The following is a 17553-nucleotide window of genomic DNA, read 5'->3' as shown; positions in this document are numbered from 1 at the left end:
GGAGCGGTCTGTGACTGCCCATCAGGTGCAGTGGTTGTTCCTCGGGCTGGTCGCGATCCTCACGCTGAGCGGGCTGTTCGGCGCGGCGGCGCGCCGGCTCGGCCAGCCGGCGGTCGTCGGGGAGATCCTCGCCGGGATCCTGATCGGACCGTCGCTGTTCGGCGGAGCCGTCGCCGACGCCCTGCTGCCCGCGGACATCCGCCCGGCGCTGACCGCGCTGGCGAACCTGGGCCTCGCGCTCTTCATGTTCGCCATCGGGTATGAGCTGCGGTTCGCCGAACTGCGCGGCCGCAGCGGGCTCGCGGTGCGGGTGTCGGTGTTCTCGGTGGCGCTGCCGTTCGTCCTCGGCGTGCTGCTGGCGCTGGGCATCGCGGGGGCCCACCCGGTGCGCAGCCGGGCCGGGTTCGTGCTCTTCCTCGGCGCCGCGATGTCGGTGACGGCCTTTCCGGTGCTGGCGCGGATCCTGGCCGACCGCGGCCTGGACCGGACCCGCCTCGGCGGGGTCGCACTGGCCGGCGCGGCGCTCAGCGACCTGTTCGCCTGGGGCCTGCTCGGCCTGGCGGTGACGGTCGCGGGTGCCGCCGGACAGCAGCGGATGCTGCTCGTCCCGGTCTACCTCGCCGTGATGTCCCTCGGCGTCCGCCCGCTGCTGAAGCGGGTGTTCGCCGGCGCCGACGAGCACGGCGTCTCGCCGGCCATGATCGGCGCGCTGCTGGTGGCCCTGCTGCTGTCGTGCTGGGCCACCGAGTGGATGGGGATCCACTTCATCTTCGGCGCCTTCCTGCTGGGGGCGATCGCCCCGCGCGGCGGGCGGCGTGACCTGTCCACCGAGGTCACCGGGCGGTTCGAGGCCGTCAGCGGCCTGCTGCTGCCGGCGTACTTCGTCCTGGCGGCCACCAGGGTGAACCTCGCCGAGGTCGGCCTGTCCGGGATCGGGGAACTCGCCCTGATCCTGCTCACCGCGGTGATCGGCAAGTTCGCCGGGGCGTACGCGGGAGCCCGGGTGAGCGCCGTCCCGAAACTGCAGTCCGCGGCGCTGGCCACGCTGATGAATGCCCGCGGGCTGACCGAGATCGTGATTCTCACCGTCGGCCTCCAGCTCGCGGTGATCGACACCCAGCTCTATTCGCTGCTGGTGGTGATGGCCCTGGTGACCACGGCCATGGCCGGGCCCGTCCTGCAGCTGTTGGAACGACGGGCCGGCGGCGACGCCCGGCGGCTCGGCGACTTCGAGTACGACCACCAGAGCCTCGGATCCGTTCCGCGGATCTCTTCCAAGACAGGTATGTGAGGGGAAATGTCCACCACCGCACACGAGCTCCGCCAGGGGCGCTACGGGCTCGCCGAGCTGGGCGCCATCATCGACGCGGGGAGCGCGCTGAGCCTGTCCGGCGAGGTCGCCGACGCGGTCGCCACCGGGTCCGCCTTCGTCCGCGAGATCGCCGTCGGCCCGCAGCACGTCTATGGCGTGAACACCGGCTTCGGTGCGCTCTGCGAGACCAGGGTCGCCCCGGAGCAGGTCAACGAGCTGCAGTTCAACCACGTGGTGTCGCACGCCGCCGGCGTCGGCGAGCCGGCCACGCAGCGGATATCGCGGCTGGCCATGCTGATCAAGCTGCTGACCTTCCGTACCGGCATCACCGGCATCGGCCGCGGCCCGATCGACCGGCTGATCGAGCTGTGGAACTCCGACGCGATCCCGGTGATCCCCGGCAAGGGCACCGTCGGCGCCAGCGGGGACCTCTCGCCGCTGGCCCACCTGAGCCTCCCGCTGCTCGGCCTCGGCGAGGTGTGGGTCGACGGCGAGCGCCGGCCCGCCACCGTCCTCGGCGAGCAGTACGGCATGGAGCCGATCACGCTGGCCGCCAAGGAGGGTCTGGCGCTCACGAACGGCGTCCAGTACATCACCGCGCACGCCGTCGACTCGCTGCTGAGGATCGCCGAACTCGCCGACTTCGCCGACGTGGTGGCGGGCCTGAGTGCCCAGGCGTTCAGCACCTCCAACACCTTCGCCCACGCGCTGTACCACACGTCCACGGCGCACGAGGACCGCAAGACCGTCGCCCGGAACCTGCGCGCGGCCATGCTCGGCGGCAACCACCACACCCTGGACACCGCGAACAAGTCCAAGCAGGACCCGTACTCCTTCCGCTGCATCCCGCAGGTGCACGGCGCGATCCGGCAGGTCGTCAACTTCGCCTGGAAGACGATCGAGGACGAGGTCAACAGCGTCTCCGACAACCCGCTGTTCTTCGCGGAGGAGGAGATGGCGCTGTTCGGCGGCAACCTGCACGGCGAGTCCGTCGCGTTCTCGCTGGACATGCTCGCCATCGCCGTCTCCGAGCTGGCCAACATCTCCGAGCGGCGCACCTACCAACTGCACTCCGGCCGGCGCGGCCTGCCGGACTTCCTGGTCGCCAACTCCGGCGTCAACTCCGGCCTGATGATCGCCCAGTACACCTCCGCCGCGCTGGTCAACGAGTCGAAGACGCTGAGCCATCCGGCCAGCGTCGACACGATCCCGACCTGCCAGCTCCAGGAGGACCACGTCAGCATGGGCGGCACATCCGCCTACAAGCTGCGGACAATCATCGACAACTGCGAGTACGTGCTCGGCATCGAGCTGATCTCCGCCGCCCAGGCGGCCCAGCTGCTGCCCGGTCTGGAGCTGTCCGAGATGGGCCGCGACCTGCTGGAGAGCCTGCGCAAGGAGGTGGACTTCCTGGACTCCGACCGGGTCATCGCCACCGACCTGGAGCTGGCCCGGAACTTCGTGGCCCGCGAGGCGGGCAGCTGGTCCCGCCGGATCCGCCAGGAGGCCGACCGCCTCGCGGCGGCCGAGTAATAGCCGGGCTCGAAGGCCTCGTCCGCGCACCGGGTGGCGGCCGCCGAACGGCCGCCACCCCCCCACCACCACACGATGGGATGCACCGTGTCAGCCAAGATCCGCCGTATCGCGGGCCGGCTGGGCGCCCTGGTACTCGCCGGGCTGCTCATGTTCGTGCTCGGCGTCGGCACCGGGCCGATCCCCGCCCTGGGGCGGGCCCTCGACCCCGCCCGGGGCGCCTGGGCCTCGGCCGACGGAGGCCGGCTGCCGGCCGGCGGACGGCTGCACGTGCCCGGCCTGACGCAGCAGGCGCAGGTGTCCTTCGATAACGAAGGACTCGCCTCGATCACCGCCGCCTCCGACGACGACCTCTTCCGCGCCCAGGGCTACGTCACCGCACGGTTCCGGCTGACCCAGATGGACCTGCTGCGGCGCCTCGGCTCGGGCCGGCTCGCCGAACTCAGCGGCCCGGCGGCCGTCGAGTCCGACACCTTCGAACTCCAGCTCGGCCTGCGCCGCACCGCCGAGGCCGCGTGGACGCAGACCCCGGCCGACAGCCCCGCCGGCAAGGCGCTCTCCGCGTACACGGCCGGCGTCAACGCCCGGATCGCGGAGCTGGAGGACGGCCACGACTGGCCGGCCCTGTACGGCCTCACCGGGGTCCACCCGGGCCGCTGGACCCCGGTGGACAGCCTGGTGGTCCAGGAAGTCCTCACCCAGCAGCTGGACTTCAGCACCGTCCCGCTGGGCTACGCGCTACTCGACCGCTCGCTCGGGCCGGAGCTCACGAAGGCCTGGTTCCCGGTGCTCCCGGCCACCCCCCAGCAGCCCTACGACCCGGGCCCGTACCAGGACCTCGGCACCGCGCCCATCCCCGAGCGCAACGCCAACGCGGCCGACCCGGCGGCCCTCCGGCCCGGCCCCGGCCCCGCCCCGACCGCCCAGCCGCTCGACACCGCCCACGCGGCGGCCGCCGCCACCGCCGTCCTCGCCCGGGCCGACCACCTGCCCGCCGGCGCCCTGCACCTGCACCCGGACAGCAATGCCTGGGCCGCCAACGGCCCCGCCGTGGCCGGCGGAAGGGCGATGCTCGCGGGCGACCCGCACCTCCAACTCTCGCTGCCCTCTGACTGGTTCGAGATCGCCCTGCGCTCGCCGGGCCTCGACGTCACCGGCGCCAGCCTGCCCGGCATGCCCGCCGTGCTGATCGGCCACAACGAGCACATCTCGTGGTCGTTGACGGACGTGCAGAACCAGTCCACGCTCTTCTACAGCGAGACCACCAGCCCCGAGCACCCCGGCGCGTACTACTGGAACGGCGCCTGGCGCCCGCTGGAACACGTCGAGTACACCATCCCGGTGCGCGGCGGCGACCCCGTCCCGCTCACCGTCGACCTCACCGTGCACGGCCCGGTCATCACCCGGGACGGCCAGACCACCTCCGTCGACTGGATGGGCAACATCCCCTCGCCGGACCTGGCCGCACTGCTCTCCATCAGCACGGCGGGCGACTACGGCGGGTTCCGCGAGGCGCTGCGCGGCTGGAAGGCCCCGACCCAGAACTTCGTCTACGCCGACGACCAGGGCAACATCGGGATCGTCGCGCCCGGCTACTACCCGCTCGTCAAGAGCGGCGAGCCCTGGCTGCCGCTGTCCGGCGAGGGCGCCGCGGACGTCGCCGGCACCATCCCCTTCGACGCCGTGCCGCAGGTCTACAACCCGCCCTCCCACGCGGTGGTGACGGCCAACCAGCGGCCCGTCGGGGCCGACTACCCCTACTACATCGGCACCACCCAGGACTTCGACCCCGGCTACCGGGCCACGCAGATCAACACCGGCCTCCGGGCCGGGCCGGCGCTCGGCCCGGACGACTTCGGTGCCCTCCAGAGCGATGTCACCGACCGGCTCGCCGCCCAGCTGGTCCCCGAACTGCTCAAGGCCCTCGACGGCGCCCCGCTGGACGAGCGGCAGCGCACGGCCCGGGACCTGCTCACCGGCTGGAACGCCGCGATGGACGAGAAGTCGCCGCAGGCCTCGATCTGGTGGCGGTTCCTGATCGCCTACCTCGGCGAGGTGTTCCAACCCTGGTGGACGGACCGCAAGGTGCCCGTCGACCTGGCCCGCCGCCACCTCGCGCTGGAGCGCACCCCGCCCGCGCTGGTCCAGGACCTGGAGCAGTGGACCCTGCACGACCAGGGCAACCCCGCCTTCACCCCGCCCGGCGGCCCGGCCCGGGACGCGCGCGCGGCCATGCGGGACGCCTTCGCCAAAGCCACCGCCGGCCTCGCCGCCGACCTCGGCCCCGACCCGGCGAGCTGGAACTGGGGCAGGCTGCATCGCCGGGTGATCCCCTCGATCACCCAGGTCCCCGCCCTCGGCCACGGCCCGCTGCCGGCCGGCGGCGACCCCTGGACGGCCAACAACGCCGACGGCGGGATGGACTCGGACTTCGGGCCCAGCTGGCGGATGGTCGTCCGCTGGACCGGCCCGGCCACCGCCGACGCCCGGGCCGTCTACCCCGGCGGCCAGAGCGAGAACCCGGCCTCCCCCTGGTACCGCAACCTGATCGACCTCTGGTGGCGCGGCGAGTACCTGCCGCTGCGCACCGCCGCCGAGCACGGCTCGGACGACCTCAAGTGGACTCTGACCTCGGAAGGGTGAGCTGCGCATGCGCTCGCAACGGATGGCGTCCGGCCGGTTCCGGAACGCCGCACCGCTCCTGATCGCCCCGGCCGGCGCGCTGCTCGTGGCGCTCGGCTCGGCCACGGGCCTCTGGTACGCGCCCTTCGCGGCCGGGGTGCTGACCGGGGCCGCCACCGGACTGCGCCGGATGCGCCTGCCCGGCACGCTCGGGTCGGCAGTCCTGATCGGCGCCGCCGGGTGGGCGATCCCGCTGGCCTGGCGGGCCCTGGCCGGGCAGCCGGTCGGAGCGACGGCCGAGACGATCGCCGCGCTCGCCGGGCTGCCGTCCTCCGCCGCGCTCGCGGTGGCCGCCACGCTGCTGGTCGCGGTTCTGCAGACGCTCGCGGGCTGTGCGGTCGGACGGGCCTTCCTGCCCCGGCCGCGCCCGACGGCGACCGAGCCGGCGCTCGTGCCGCCCGTATCCGTCACCTCCGTCTGACTGTCACCCCGGTCTGATCTGCCTGACTCCGCCGTCCGACCGCCCCGACTCCGCCCGACTTCGTCCGAACAGGCTTCGTGAACCCCATGCCGACTCTCCACGCGACCGGAGGCGCCCGATGAGCCGCCCACCGCTGCCGCCGCGCCCCGACCGGGGGCGGGCCCCGCTCTCCTACGCCCAGCAGTCCATCTGGCGCACCGAACAGCGCACCCCGGGCACTGCCCTGCACAACGAGACCGCCGCCTTCCGGCTCACCGGGCCGGTCGACGCCGAGGCGCTGGAGCGCACCCTCGCCGCTCTCGCCGTCCGGCACGAGATGATGCGCTGCCACGTCCTGGTGGATGCCGGCGGCGAGCCGTACCAGGCCTTCGCGGACGCGCTGCGTCCGCCGGTGCTGCGGGCCGACCTCGCCGGGGTGCCGGCGGGGGAGCGCGAGGCCCGGCTGGCCGAGGCGGTCGCCGATGCGTCGGCCCGGCCGTTCGACCCGGACCGCCCGCCGCTGATGCGCTGCCACCTCTTCCGGCTCGCCGAGGACGAGTACCTGCTGCTCTTCGTCGCCCACCACATCCTGGTCGACGCGTGGGGCTTCGGGGTGTTCCTGGAGGCGCTGGCCGCGGAGTACGCCGCGCAGACCGGTGCCGACGAGGGCGCCGCGGCGGATCCGGAGCCGGCCGTGCCCGACTTCGGCGACTACGCCGCCTGGCAGCGCACGAGCACCGAGGGCCGCGAGCGCGATCTCGCGTACTGGCGCGACAGGTTCGGCGGCGAGCAGCCCGTCACCGGCCTGCCCCGGGACGTCCCCGCCGGGCACGACCTGGTCGGCGCAGGGCCGTCGGCCGCCGACCGGCCCGACGACGTGGCCGGCGCGCTGCACCACTTCACCGTCCCGGCCGACCTCGCCGCCGCGCTCGCCGCGCTCGGGCGCGAGCAGCTGGCCAGCCTGCCGACCGTGCTGCTCACGGCGTTCTGCTCGGTGCTCGGGCGCTTCACCGGCAAGGACGACCTGATCGTCGGCATGCCGGTGGCCACCCGCAACCGCCCCGCGCTGGCCCGGGTGGTCGGCCCGCTGCTCAACCTGATGGCCCACCGGGCCGACCTCACCGGCGAGTCGACCTTCCGGGAGGCGCTGAACCGGACCCGCGAGGCGCTCAAGGCCGACCTGCGGCACCGCGAGACGCCGTTCGACGTCGTCGTCGAGGAACTGGCCGCGAGCGGCTGGCCGCCGGTGTTCCAGTTGATGTACGCGTACCACAGCGGCCCGACCACCACGCTCCAGCTGCCCGGCGCGGTCGCCGTCCCGGCGCCCTCGCACAGCGGCACGGCCAAGTACGACCTCTCCTTCTTCGTACGGCCCCGGCCCTCCGGCGAACTGGAGGCCACCCTGGAGTACCGCACGGCCACCCTCTGCGCCGACACCGCCGCCGGGCTCGCCGAGGCGCTGCTCCGCCTGCTGCGCGCGGCCGTCGAGCAGCCGGGCCACCCCGCGGCCGCGCTGCCGCTGCTCACCGAGGCCGGATACCGGCGCGTGGTCGAGGAGTTCAACGCCGCCGACGACGTCCGGCCGGACTGGGACGCCGTCCCGGCCGCCCTGCGCGCCCTCGCCCGGCAGGGCGGCGCGGCGCCCGCCGTGGCCGACGAGGGCCGTGCCCTCACCCGCGAGGAGGCCGACCGCGCCGCCGACCGGGTCGCGGCCCGGCTCGCCGCCGAGTACCGCGTGCGGCCCGGCGACCGGGTGGCCCTGCGGGTGCGGCGCGGCGCCGAGCTGGTGCCGCTGATCACCGGCATCTGGCGGGCCGGCGCGGTGCTGGTGCCGCTGGACGAGGCGCTGCCCGCCGCGCGCGCCCGGCACATGCTGGCGGACAGCGGTGCCGCGGTGCTCATCGCCGACCGGCCGTCGGGCGAGGCCGGCGTGGCGGAGGCGGACGCCGCCGCGCTGCTGGCGGAGGGCGCAGTCGGCACTGTCCCCTTCCCGGACGGCCCGGCGGCCGACGCGCTCGCCTACCTGATGTACACCTCCGGCTCCACCGGCCTGCCCAAGGGCGTCGCCGTCCCGCACGGCTGCGTGGCCAACCTGCTGCACAGCGTCACCCGGCAGCCCGGCATCACCGCGGCGGACACCCTGCTGGCCGTCACCTCGATCACCTTCGACATCTCCGTGCTGGAGCTGTTCGCACCCCTGGTGGCCGGTGCCCGCGTGGTCATCGCGGGGCGCGAGTCCGTCCGGGACGCGGCGGCGCTGGGCGCCCTGATCTCCGCGCACCGGCCCACTCTGATGCAGGCCACCCCGTCGCTCTGGCGCGGCCTGCTCGACGGCGGCTGGCCGGGCGAGCCCGGGCTGCGCGCGCTCAGCGGGGGAGAGGCGCTGGACGCCACCCTGGCCGGCCGACTGCTCGACCGCTGCGCCGAGCTCTGGAACCTCTACGGCCCGACCGAGACCACCATCTGGTCCACCGCCGGGAGGATCCTGCCCGGCGAGCCGGTCACCGTGGGCCGCCCGGTCGCCCGCACCGCGTGCTACGTGCTCGACCGCGACCTGCGGCCGGTGCCGCGCGGCGCGGTCGGCGAACTGGTGATCGGCGGCGCCGGGGTGACGGCCGGCTACTGGAACCGGCCCGAGCTCACGGCCGCGGCCTTCGTGCCGGACCCGGTGCGTCCCGAAGGCGGCACGGTCTACCGCACCGGCGACCTCGCGCGGCACCTGCCGGACGGGCGGATCGTCGTTCTCGGCCGGGCCGACCAGCAGGTCAAGATCCTCGGCCACCGGGTGGAAACCGGCGAGATCGAGGCGCTGCTGACCGCCCACCCCCGGGTGCGGCAGGCGGCCGTGGTCGTCGACCGCGACCACCCGGCGGGCCCGCGCCTGGCGGCCTTCGTCGTCCCCGCCGTCGTCCCCGCCGCGGACGGGCCGGGGCCGGCGCTGCCGGAGGAACTGCGCGCGTACCTGCGCGAGCGGCTGCCCGCCGCCGTCGTCCCGGCGGTCGTTGCCGAGCTGGCACAGCTGCCCCTGAACACCAGCGGCAAGGTGGACCGTCCGGAACTGGTCAGCACAGCCCGGGAGTTCACGACCGGAAGTCACGAGGCCCCGGCGACCGCCACCGAACGCGCGCTGGCCGTGCTCTGGGCCGAGGCCCTCGGCATCGAGCCCGACCGGGTCGGCCGGTACGACGACTTCCACGTCCTCGGCGGCAACTCCATCTCCGCCACCCGCCTGCTCGCCCGCGCCCGCGCCGCACTCGGCGGCGCCCCTTCCCTGGCCGACTTCTACGCCGACCCGACGCTCGCCGCGCTGGCCCTGGGCATCGACCGGGCGCCTGCCCCGGAGGGCCGCGTCACCCCGGCGCCTGCCCCGGACGGGCCGCTCCCGCTCACCGACCAGCAGCGCCAGCTCTGGCTGCTGCACCGGCTCGACCCGCAGTCCCCGGCCTATCACCTGCCCGGCCGGATCAGCCTCGACGGGCCGGTGGACGTCGCCGCCCTGGACGCCGCGCTCGGCGACCTGGCCGCCCGGCACGAGGTGCTCGGCGCCCGCTGCGACGTCGTCGACGGCCGTCCCGTCCTGGTCCGGAACGCCGCACCCGTCCGGCTCGCCGTCGTCGAACTGGCCGACGAGGAGCGGGCGTTCACTGACGCCGCGGAGGCCGAGGCGGCCCGGCCGTTCGACCTCGCCGCCGGTCCGCTGCTGCGCGCCACGCTGCTCAGTGCGCCCGGCGGGCGCCGCGAACTGCTCCTGACGGCCCATCACATCGCCGTCGACGGCTGGTCGATCGGCGTCGCGCTGCGCGACCTCGCCGCCCTCTACGCGGCCCGCACCAGCGCCGGCGACCCGCCGCCCGCCCCGCTCGTCGGCTACGCCGAGTACGCGGCCGGCCACCACGCCGATAGCGAGCACCTCGACGACGAGCACCTCGCCCACTGGACGCGGCGTTTGGACGGCTACGCCGGACGGCTGGAGCTGCCCGCCGACGGGACGGACGGGAGCGCCCCGGCCGGCCGGGTGCCGTTCGGCCTCGACCCCGAACTCACCGCCCGCCTCCGCGAGGTGGCCGCCCGGCTGCGCACCACGCCGTTCACCGTCCTGGCCACCGCCTTCGCGGCGCTGCTCGGCCGCTGGACCGGGACCGACGATGTGGTGGTCGGCATCCCGGTCGCCAACCGCGACCGCGCGGAACTCGACGACGTGGTGGGCACCCTGGTGAACACCCTGCCCGTCCGGCTGGACGTCTCGCCGGCGCCGGGCTTCGCCGACCTGGTCGCCCGGACCGGCCGTACCCTGGCCGCCGACCTCGACCGCCCGCTGGTCCCGATGGACCGGCTGGTCGCCGGACTCGGCGTGGACCGCGATCCCACCCGCCCGGCGCTCATCCAGGCCGTGCTGGTGTGGCAGGACGCGCACCCCGCCGAGCTGCGCCTCGGCGCGGCCCGGGGCGAACTGCGGGCGGCGCTCCCGCCGGTCGCCAAGTACGACCTGGCGCTCGCCATGGACGAGCACCCGGACCGGGTCGGCGGCGTGCTGGAGCACGACGGCCGCCGCCTCGGCCCGGACGCCGCCGCCCGCTTCACCGTCCAGCTGCGAACCCTGCTGCGGGCAGCGCTCGCCGACCCGGACGCCCCGCTCGACGCCGTGGACCTCGCGGACCCCGCGGACCACCGCGTGCGGCCGGCCCGGCCCTTCGGTGCCGCCCGCGCCGAGCACCCCGTCCCGCTGCACGAGCTGTTCCGCCGCCAGGCGGAGGCGACCCCGGAGGCGGTGGCCGTGCGACACGACGACACCGCCGTCGACTACCGCACGCTGGACGCGCGGAGCGACGCGATCGCCGTCCGTCTCGCCGAACTCGGCGCCGCTCCCGGCGAGTTCGTCGCCGTCCTGGTGCCCGCCGGCGCGGCGCAGAGCACCGCCGTGCTCGGCGTCGCCAAGACCGGCGCGGCCTTCGTCGTGCTCGACCCCGCGGACACCGCCCTGCGGATCGGCGCCGTCCTCGACGACGCCCGGCCGGTCTGCGTGCTGGCCGCCGAGGAGTCGCTGGCCCGGCACCAGGGGCTGTGCGGCGAGAACACCTTCGGTACCGTCCCGGTGGCCCTGCTCGACGCGATCGCCCAGGAGCCCGCCGAGCCGCTGCCGAACCCGCCGGCGGACGGCGCGGATCCGCTCTGCCTCGTCTACACCTCCGGCTCCTCCGGCACCCCCAAGGGCATCGTGCTGTCGCACGCGGCCTTCACCCAGTTCGCCGCCTGGCAGCGGGAGTTGCTGGAGATCGGACCCGGCAGCAACGTCGCCCAGTGGGCGCCGTTCACGTACGACGCCGCCTACACCGAGGTGTTCGTCGCCCTGTGCTCCGGCGCCACGCTCTGCCTGCCCCCGGACGGCGCCCGCCGCGACCCGGTGGCCATCGTCGACTGGCTGCGGACCGAGCGCATCACGGTCTTCGAGACGGTGCCCGGCTTCTTCCGGCTGGTCACCGCCGCCCTCGACGCCGCGGGTGGCAGTCTCCCGGAGCTGCGCCACGTGCTGCTCTCCGGCGAGGCCCTGGCGCCGGCCCTGGCCGAGGCCTGGACGGACCGCCCGGACGGGCCCCGGCTGCACAACAACTACGGGCCCACCGAGTGCATCCTCGCCACCCACCGGATGCTCACCCCCGGAGAGCGGTTCCCCGGCGCCGTCCCGATCGGCCGGCCCATTCCGGGGCGCGAGGTGTTGGTGCTGGACCACCACGGCCGGCCCTGCCCGGTCGGCGTGCCCGGCGAGATCCACCTGCGCAGCGACTTCCTGGCCGGCGCCTACCACCGGCGCCCCGAGGAGACCGGGCGGGCGTACACCGCCGACCCGTGGCAGCCGGACGGCCGGCTCTACCGCACCGGGGACCTCGGCCGATGGCTGCCGGACGGCGACCTCGCCTTCCTCGGCCGGATCGGCCGGCAGGTGAAGATCCGCGGCAACCGGGTCGAACTCGACGGCGTGGAGGCCGTGCTGGAGGCCCACCCGGAGGTCCGGGAGGCCGCCGCCACGGTGCACACGACCGCCGGCGGCGCGCAGCAGCTGGTCGGCTACGCCGTCGCGGCGCCCGGCGTCACCGGCGCCGACCTGCGGGCCCACCTGGCCGAGCGGCTGCCGGCCGCCGCCGTCCCGGACACCGTGATGCTGCTGGAGGCGCTGCCCCGCACCCGCAGCAACAAGCGCGACCGCAACCGGCTGCCGGTGCCCGCCGCCCCGGCGCCCGCCGCCGAGGTGACGCCGCTGGCCGGTGTCGAGCAGCTGATCGCCGACGGATGGCGGACGGTGCTCGGCGGCGGGCCGGTCGGCCGGCACACCAACTTCTTCGAGGCGGGCGGCAATTCGATGCTCGCGGCGATGCTCCAGCTCGACCTGAGCCGCAGGCTCGGCCGTGAGGTGCGCCTGGTGGACCTGTTCACCCGGCCCACCATCGCGGACTTCGCCGCCGCCCTCACCGAGGCCCCGGCCGGTGCTCCCGCGGCACAGCCGTCGCAGGCCGAGGACCGGGGCGCCCGCCGCCGGGCGGCGCTGCGCGGCCGGCCCCGGACCTGAACGAACACCCGAAGCACACCCGAGAGGACTGACGACATGAACGTGGAAAGCGTGATGGCCGAGCTGCGGGACACCGTGGGCGCCGAGGGCCTGGAGCGGGTCGAGGAGTGCCTGCGGATCCTCACCGGCGAGCAGGCCCCCGAGTACCTGCACGACGACCAGGAACCGACCCGGCTCTTCTTCCCCGGTATCAGCGCGCTGCCCTGGCACGACACCGCCGCCCAGCCGTGGGTGGCCGGCATCGAGGCCAAGTACCCCGAGATCCTGGCGGAGTTCACCGCGCTGCGGGAGGAGCAGGCCCGGTTCGCGCCGTACGAGGACATGTACACCAAGGAGCTGGGCTGGCAGGGCTGGGACACCTACCAGCTGTACCGCAACGGCACCTGGAGCGAGGAGGCCGCCGAGCGCTGCCCGGCCACCCGGGCCGCCCTGGACGCCACCCCGCACGGGCCGCGTGACGGCATGTTCACCATCCTCAACCCCGGCGCGCACATCACCCCGCACACCGGCGGCGTGAACCTGCTGCTGACCGCGCACCTGCCGCTGATCGTCCCGGACGGCTGCGCCATCACGGTCGGCGACGACCAGCGCGGCTGGGAGGAGGGCAAGGTGATCCTCTTCGACGACAGCTTCATCCACGAGGCGTGGAACCGCGGTACCGGCCGGCGCGCGGTGCTGCTCTGGGACGTCTGGCACCCGGAGCTGACCCCCGTCGAGGTCCGCGCGCTCGAATTCCTGATGCCACGCTTCCAGCGCTACTTCACCGCCGCCTGACGCCCCGGCGGACACCTCCCTCGCCCGCCTTGCGGCGCTCACCTTCCCTGGACGGAGAAGACCTTGAACGAACACCAGCCGGCTCCGGTGGAGCCGAACGACCCCGCCTTCGACGGCCGCGTGGCCATCGTCGGCATGGCCGGCCGCTTCCCCGGCGCCGACTCCGCCGACAGCCTGTGGGAGCTGCTGACCGCCGGCACCGAGACGGTCCGCCGGTTCGGCCCCGAGGAGCTGCGCGCCGACGGCGTGCCGGACGCCGAGGCGGCGCAGCCCGGGTACGTCCCGGCCAAGGGAGTGCTGGACGACATCGCGGGCTTCGACTCGCAGCTGTTCGGCTACAGCGCACTGGAGGCCTCGGTCATCGACCCGCAGCAGCGGATCTTCCTGGAGTGCGCCTGGGAGGCGCTGGAGGACGCGGGCTGCGACCCGGAGCGGGCCACCGGCCCGGTCGGGGTGTACGCGGGCTCGATGCTGAGCACCTACCTGATCCACAACCTGGTGCCGCGCACCGACCTGGCGGCCTCGGTCGGCATGCCGATGGTCTTCCACGGCAACACCCCGGACGGGCTGGCCACCCGGGTGGCGTACAAGTTCGACCTGCGCGGTCCCGCGGTGAGCGTGCAGACCGCCTGCTCCACCTCGCTGGTCTCGGTGCACCTGGCCGCACAGGCGCTGCTCGCCCAGGAGTGCGACCTGGCGCTCGCGGGCGGCGTCACCGTCACCGTCCCGAACCGCTCCGGCTACCTGCCGGTGCCCGGCGGCATCGAGTCGGCGGACGGGCACTGCCGTCCGTTCGGCGCCGAGGCCAACGGCACCGTGTTCAGCAACGGCGCGGGCGTCGTGGTGCTCAAGCGGCTGGCCGACGCGCTCGCCGACGGGGACCGCATCCACGCCGTGATCCTCGGCTCGGCCGTCAACAACGACGGGGCCGCCAAGGTCGGTTACACCGCGCCCGGGTTCACCGGCCAGCGCGAGGTGATCCGCGAGGCGCTGTCGGTGGCCGACGTCGACCCGCGCAGCATCGGCTACGTCGAGGCGCACGGCACCGGCACCGCCGTCGGCGACCCGATCGAGGTCGCCGCGCTGACCGCCGCGTACCGGGAGGCGGGCACCGACTCCGAGACGGGCTGGTGTGCGCTCGGCTCGGTGAAGTCCAACCTCGGCCACCTGGACGCGGCGGCCGGTGTCACCGGTCTGATCAAGACCGTCCAGGTGCTCAGGCACGGCCGCATCCCGGCCACCCTCCACGCCGCCCCGGCCAACCCCGAACTCGGGCTCGCCGACAGCCCGTTCTACCTGCCGGACGGGCTGCGCGACTGGCCCGCCGCAGACGGCCCGCGCCGTGCCGCCGTCAGCGCCTTCGGCATCGGCGGCACCAACGCGCACGTCGTCCTGGAGCAGGCCCCGGTCGCGGCCGGGCGCGCGGTGACCGAGGCCCCGGCACTGCCCGTCGCCCTCCCGCTCTCCGCACAGACCGCCACCGCCCTGGACCGCGTCGCCGAGCGACTGGCCGACGACCTCGCCGCCCACCCCGACCGGCCGCTCGCCGATGTCGCCCGCACCCTGCGGGACGGCCGCCGGCGGCTGCCCCACCGCCGCGTCGTCGTCGCCGACACCACCGCGAGCGCCGTCGAGGCCCTGCGCGCCGGGGGCCGCCACGCCACCGTCCAGGCCCGCAGCGAGCAGGGCGACACCCCCGTCGCCTTCCTGCTGCCCGGCCAGGGCGCCCAGTACCCGCGGATGGCTCTCGGCCTCTACGAGGCGCATCCGGTGTTCCGCGCCGCTCTCGACGAGACCGCCGCACTGCTGCGCCCGCACCTCGGCCGGGACCTGATCGAGGTGCTGCGCGCGGCCGACGAGGCCGAACTGCGCCGCTCCTCGCTCACCCAGCCGGCCGTGCTCGCAGTCAGCTATGCGCTGGCCAAGCAGTGGGAGCACTGGGGCGTGCGCCCCACCGCGCTGCTCGGGCACAGCCTGGGCGAGCTGACCGCCGCGCTGCTGGCCGGGGTGTTCGACCTCGCCGACGCGCTCGCCCTGGTGGCGGCGCGCGGCCGGCTGATGGAGGAGACCGAGCCCGGCGCCATGCTCGCCGTGCCGCTCGCCGAGGCGGACGCCGCCGGACTCGCCGCCGCACACGGCCTGTCCGTGGCCGCCGTCAACGGCCCGTCGGCCGCCGTGCTCTCCGGCCGGGCCGAGGCGGTGGAGGCGGCCGAGGCCGAGTTGCGCGAGCGCGGGCTGCACCCGCTGTGGCTGCCGGTGGACCGCGCCTTCCACAGCGAGCTGTGCCGCCCGGCCGCCGAGGCGTTCGAGACCGAGCTGGCCAAGGTGACCCTGCACGCGCCGCAGATCCCGTTCCTCTCCAACCTGACCGGCGACTGGATCACCGCCGAGCAGAGCACCGACCCGGCCTACTGGGCCGCGCAGATGCTCGCGCCGGTCCGCTTCCACGAGGGAGTCCAACGGCTGCGTGCCGTCGGCCGCCCGCCCGTCCTGGCCGAGGCCGGCCCGGGCAGCGTGCTCACCGACCTCGTCCGCGCCGCGCTCGGCAAGGACACCGCCACCGTCGTCGCCCGCCCGTCGCTGCCCACCCGGGGCCGGCGCACCGAGCAGGACGACGCCCGGCACGCCGTCCTCGCGCTCGGCGACCTCTGGGCGCACGGCGCCGCCGTCCGCTGGGAGCCGCTCGCCGATGCCCGCCCGGCCGATCTGCCCGGCTACCCCTTCGAGCGACGGCCGCACTGGATCGAGCCGTACCCCGCCGGCCGCCCGGCCGGCCCGGTCGCCGCCGCCCGGACGGTGGACGCCGTGCACGGCCGCGTCACCTGGCAGCCCGTCGAGGGCACCGCGGACACCGACCCGCTCGCCGAGCGCCGCCACACCTGGCTGGTCTTCGTCGACCGGGAGAACCGCGCGCAGCCCGTCGTCGACCTGCTCACCGCGCGCGGACAGATCGTCACCGTCGTCCGGCCCGGCCCCGACTACCGGCGCCTGCGCCGCGGCGTCTACCAGCTCGACCCGGCCGACCAGGCCCAGTACAACCGGCTCTTCGCCGACCTGCGCGCGCTCGTCCGCACTCCCACCGCGGCCCTGTACGGATGGGGGCTCGACGCCGCCGACGGGCAGGAGGGCGAGGACTACCTGCGCCTGGTCCGGGTGGCCCGGGCGATGACCGCCGAGCGGGTGGTCAACGAGGTGCGCCTCGGCGTGCTCACCGCAGGCGCCTTCCGCACCGCCGACGGGGAGCCGGTGGAGCCGGCCGCCGCGCTGCTGAGCGGCCTGGTCCAGGTGCTCCCGGAGGAGTACCCGAACCTGGTCTGCACCCAGGTGGACCTCGCCCAGGGCGCCGACTCCGGCGAATTCGCCGAGGACGCCGTGCGCGCGCTGCTCACCGCGCCCGCCCGGCTGCTGGCCCTGCGCGGGAAGAGCCTCGGTGGGAACGGCCTGTTCACCCGCGTGGTCGAGCCGGTCGAGCGACCCGTCCCTGCCGCCTCCGCGAGGTTGCGGCACGGCGGCACCTACGTCATCACCGGCGGCCTCGGCGGAATCGGGCTGGTCCTCGCCAGGCATCTTGCCCGTGCCTGCGCCGCCCGGCTGGTCCTGATCGGCCGCAGCGCGGCCCCGGCGGACGGACCGGGCGCCGAGGCCCTCGCCGGGCTGGCCGCGGCCGGCGCCGAGGTGCTGACCCTCCAGGCCGACGTCACCGATCACGCCGCGCTGGAGCGGGCGCTGGACGAGGCCCGCGAGCGGTTCGGCCGGATCGACGGCGTCGTGCACGCCGCCGGCCTCGCGGGCGGCGGCTCGATCGAGCTGCGCAGCGACGAGGAGATGCGGGCCGTGCTCGCCCCGAAGACCGTCGGCACCCGCAACCTGCTGGCCGCGCTGCGCCCCGGCGAGGCCGATGTCCTGGTGCTCTGCTCCTCGCTGGCCGCGCTGGTGCCCACCTACGGCCAGGCCGACTACACCGCGGCCAACGCCTACCTGGCCGGCGTCGCCGAGGCCGAGACCGCTCGCGGCGGACGGTACGTCGTCGCGGTGGACTGGGACACCTGGGCCGAGGTCGGCATGGCCGACCGCGCGGAGCTGCCGGCCGACCTGGCGGGCGTGCAGGACGCCATGCTGGCCGGGGCGATCACCCCCGCGCAGGGCGCCCGCGCCTTCGCCGCGGTGCTGGCCGGCCCGGCCGGCCGCGCCGTCGTCGCCCGGGCCGGGGCCGCCGGAGATCGGACGAGCGTCGGGTAGGGACAGAGTGTGAGAAGATGTGTAGAGCTCGGGGGTCGCCGGGGCAGGAGA

At 75.3% G+C, this 17553-nt stretch carries 7 protein-coding genes; all 7 read left to right on the top strand.

The genetic code is table 11. The features are described 5' to 3' along the window. Nucleotides 1-10: 10 nt before the first annotated feature. The 7 genes from KV557_RS22285 to KV557_RS22255 all read left to right on the top strand — a co-directional run bounded on the left by KV557_RS22285 (nt 11) and on the right by KV557_RS22255 (nt 17502). The gene (locus KV557_RS22285; protein WP_218202963.1) at nt 11-1291 is read left to right on the top strand and encodes a cation:proton antiporter; all 1281 of its coding nucleotides are present in this window, start codon (nt 11-13) and stop codon (nt 1289-1291) included. Nucleotides 1292-1297: 6 nt separating this feature from the next. After that, on the top strand, nt 1298-2845 hold the full coding sequence (locus KV557_RS22280; protein ID WP_218202960.1) for an HAL/PAL/TAL family ammonia-lyase: 1548 nt from the start codon (nt 1298-1300) through the stop codon (nt 2843-2845). An 87-nt stretch (nt 2846-2932) separates the two neighbouring features. Beyond that, nucleotides 2933-5488 carry a penicillin acylase family protein gene (locus tag KV557_RS22275; RefSeq protein WP_218202959.1) on the top strand — a complete coding sequence of 852 codons (2556 nt, stop codon included), beginning with the start codon at nt 2933-2935 and terminating at the stop codon, nt 5486-5488. A 7-nt stretch (nt 5489-5495) separates the two neighbouring features. After that, on the top strand, nt 5496-5948 hold the full coding sequence (locus tag KV557_RS22270) for a hypothetical protein (protein ID WP_218202957.1): 453 nt from the start codon (nt 5496-5498) through the stop codon (nt 5946-5948). A 118-nt stretch (nt 5949-6066) separates the two neighbouring features. After that, nucleotides 6067-12489: a non-ribosomal peptide synthetase gene (locus KV557_RS22265; RefSeq protein WP_218202954.1), complete on the top strand. Its 6423-nt coding sequence runs from the start codon at nt 6067-6069 to the stop codon at nt 12487-12489. Nucleotides 12490-12525: 36 nt separating this feature from the next. Then, the gene (locus tag KV557_RS22260) at nt 12526-13263 is read left to right on the top strand and encodes an aspartyl/asparaginyl beta-hydroxylase domain-containing protein (protein WP_218202951.1); all 738 of its coding nucleotides are present in this window, start codon (nt 12526-12528) and stop codon (nt 13261-13263) included. Between the two features lie 63 nt (nt 13264-13326). Further along, a complete protein-coding gene (locus KV557_RS22255) occupies nt 13327-17502 on the top strand; it encodes a type I polyketide synthase (RefSeq protein ID WP_218202949.1) in 4176 nt (1391 codons plus the stop codon). Nucleotides 17503-17553: the final 51 nt, after the last annotated feature.

Origin of the sequence: Kitasatospora aureofaciens (assembly GCF_019192735.1) — a bacterium.
Lineage (GTDB): Bacteria > Actinomycetota > Actinomycetes > Streptomycetales > Streptomycetaceae > Kitasatospora > Kitasatospora aureofaciens_A.
The sequence above is the reverse complement of the archived record's forward strand: the minus strand, read 5'-3'. Positions and strand labels throughout refer to the sequence as shown.

Coding starts and splice junctions, on each gene's coding strand:
- KV557_RS22280 (WP_218202960.1), top strand. CDS start 1,298: ATGTCCACCACCGCACACGAGCTCCGCCAGGGGCGCTACGGGCTCGCC.
- KV557_RS22270 (WP_218202957.1), top strand. CDS start 5,496: ATGCGCTCGCAACGGATGGCGTCCGGCCGGTTCCGGAACGCCGCACCG.
- KV557_RS22265 (WP_218202954.1), top strand. CDS start 6,067: ATGAGCCGCCCACCGCTGCCGCCGCGCCCCGACCGGGGGCGGGCCCCG.
- KV557_RS22260 (WP_218202951.1), top strand. CDS start 12,526: ATGAACGTGGAAAGCGTGATGGCCGAGCTGCGGGACACCGTGGGCGCC.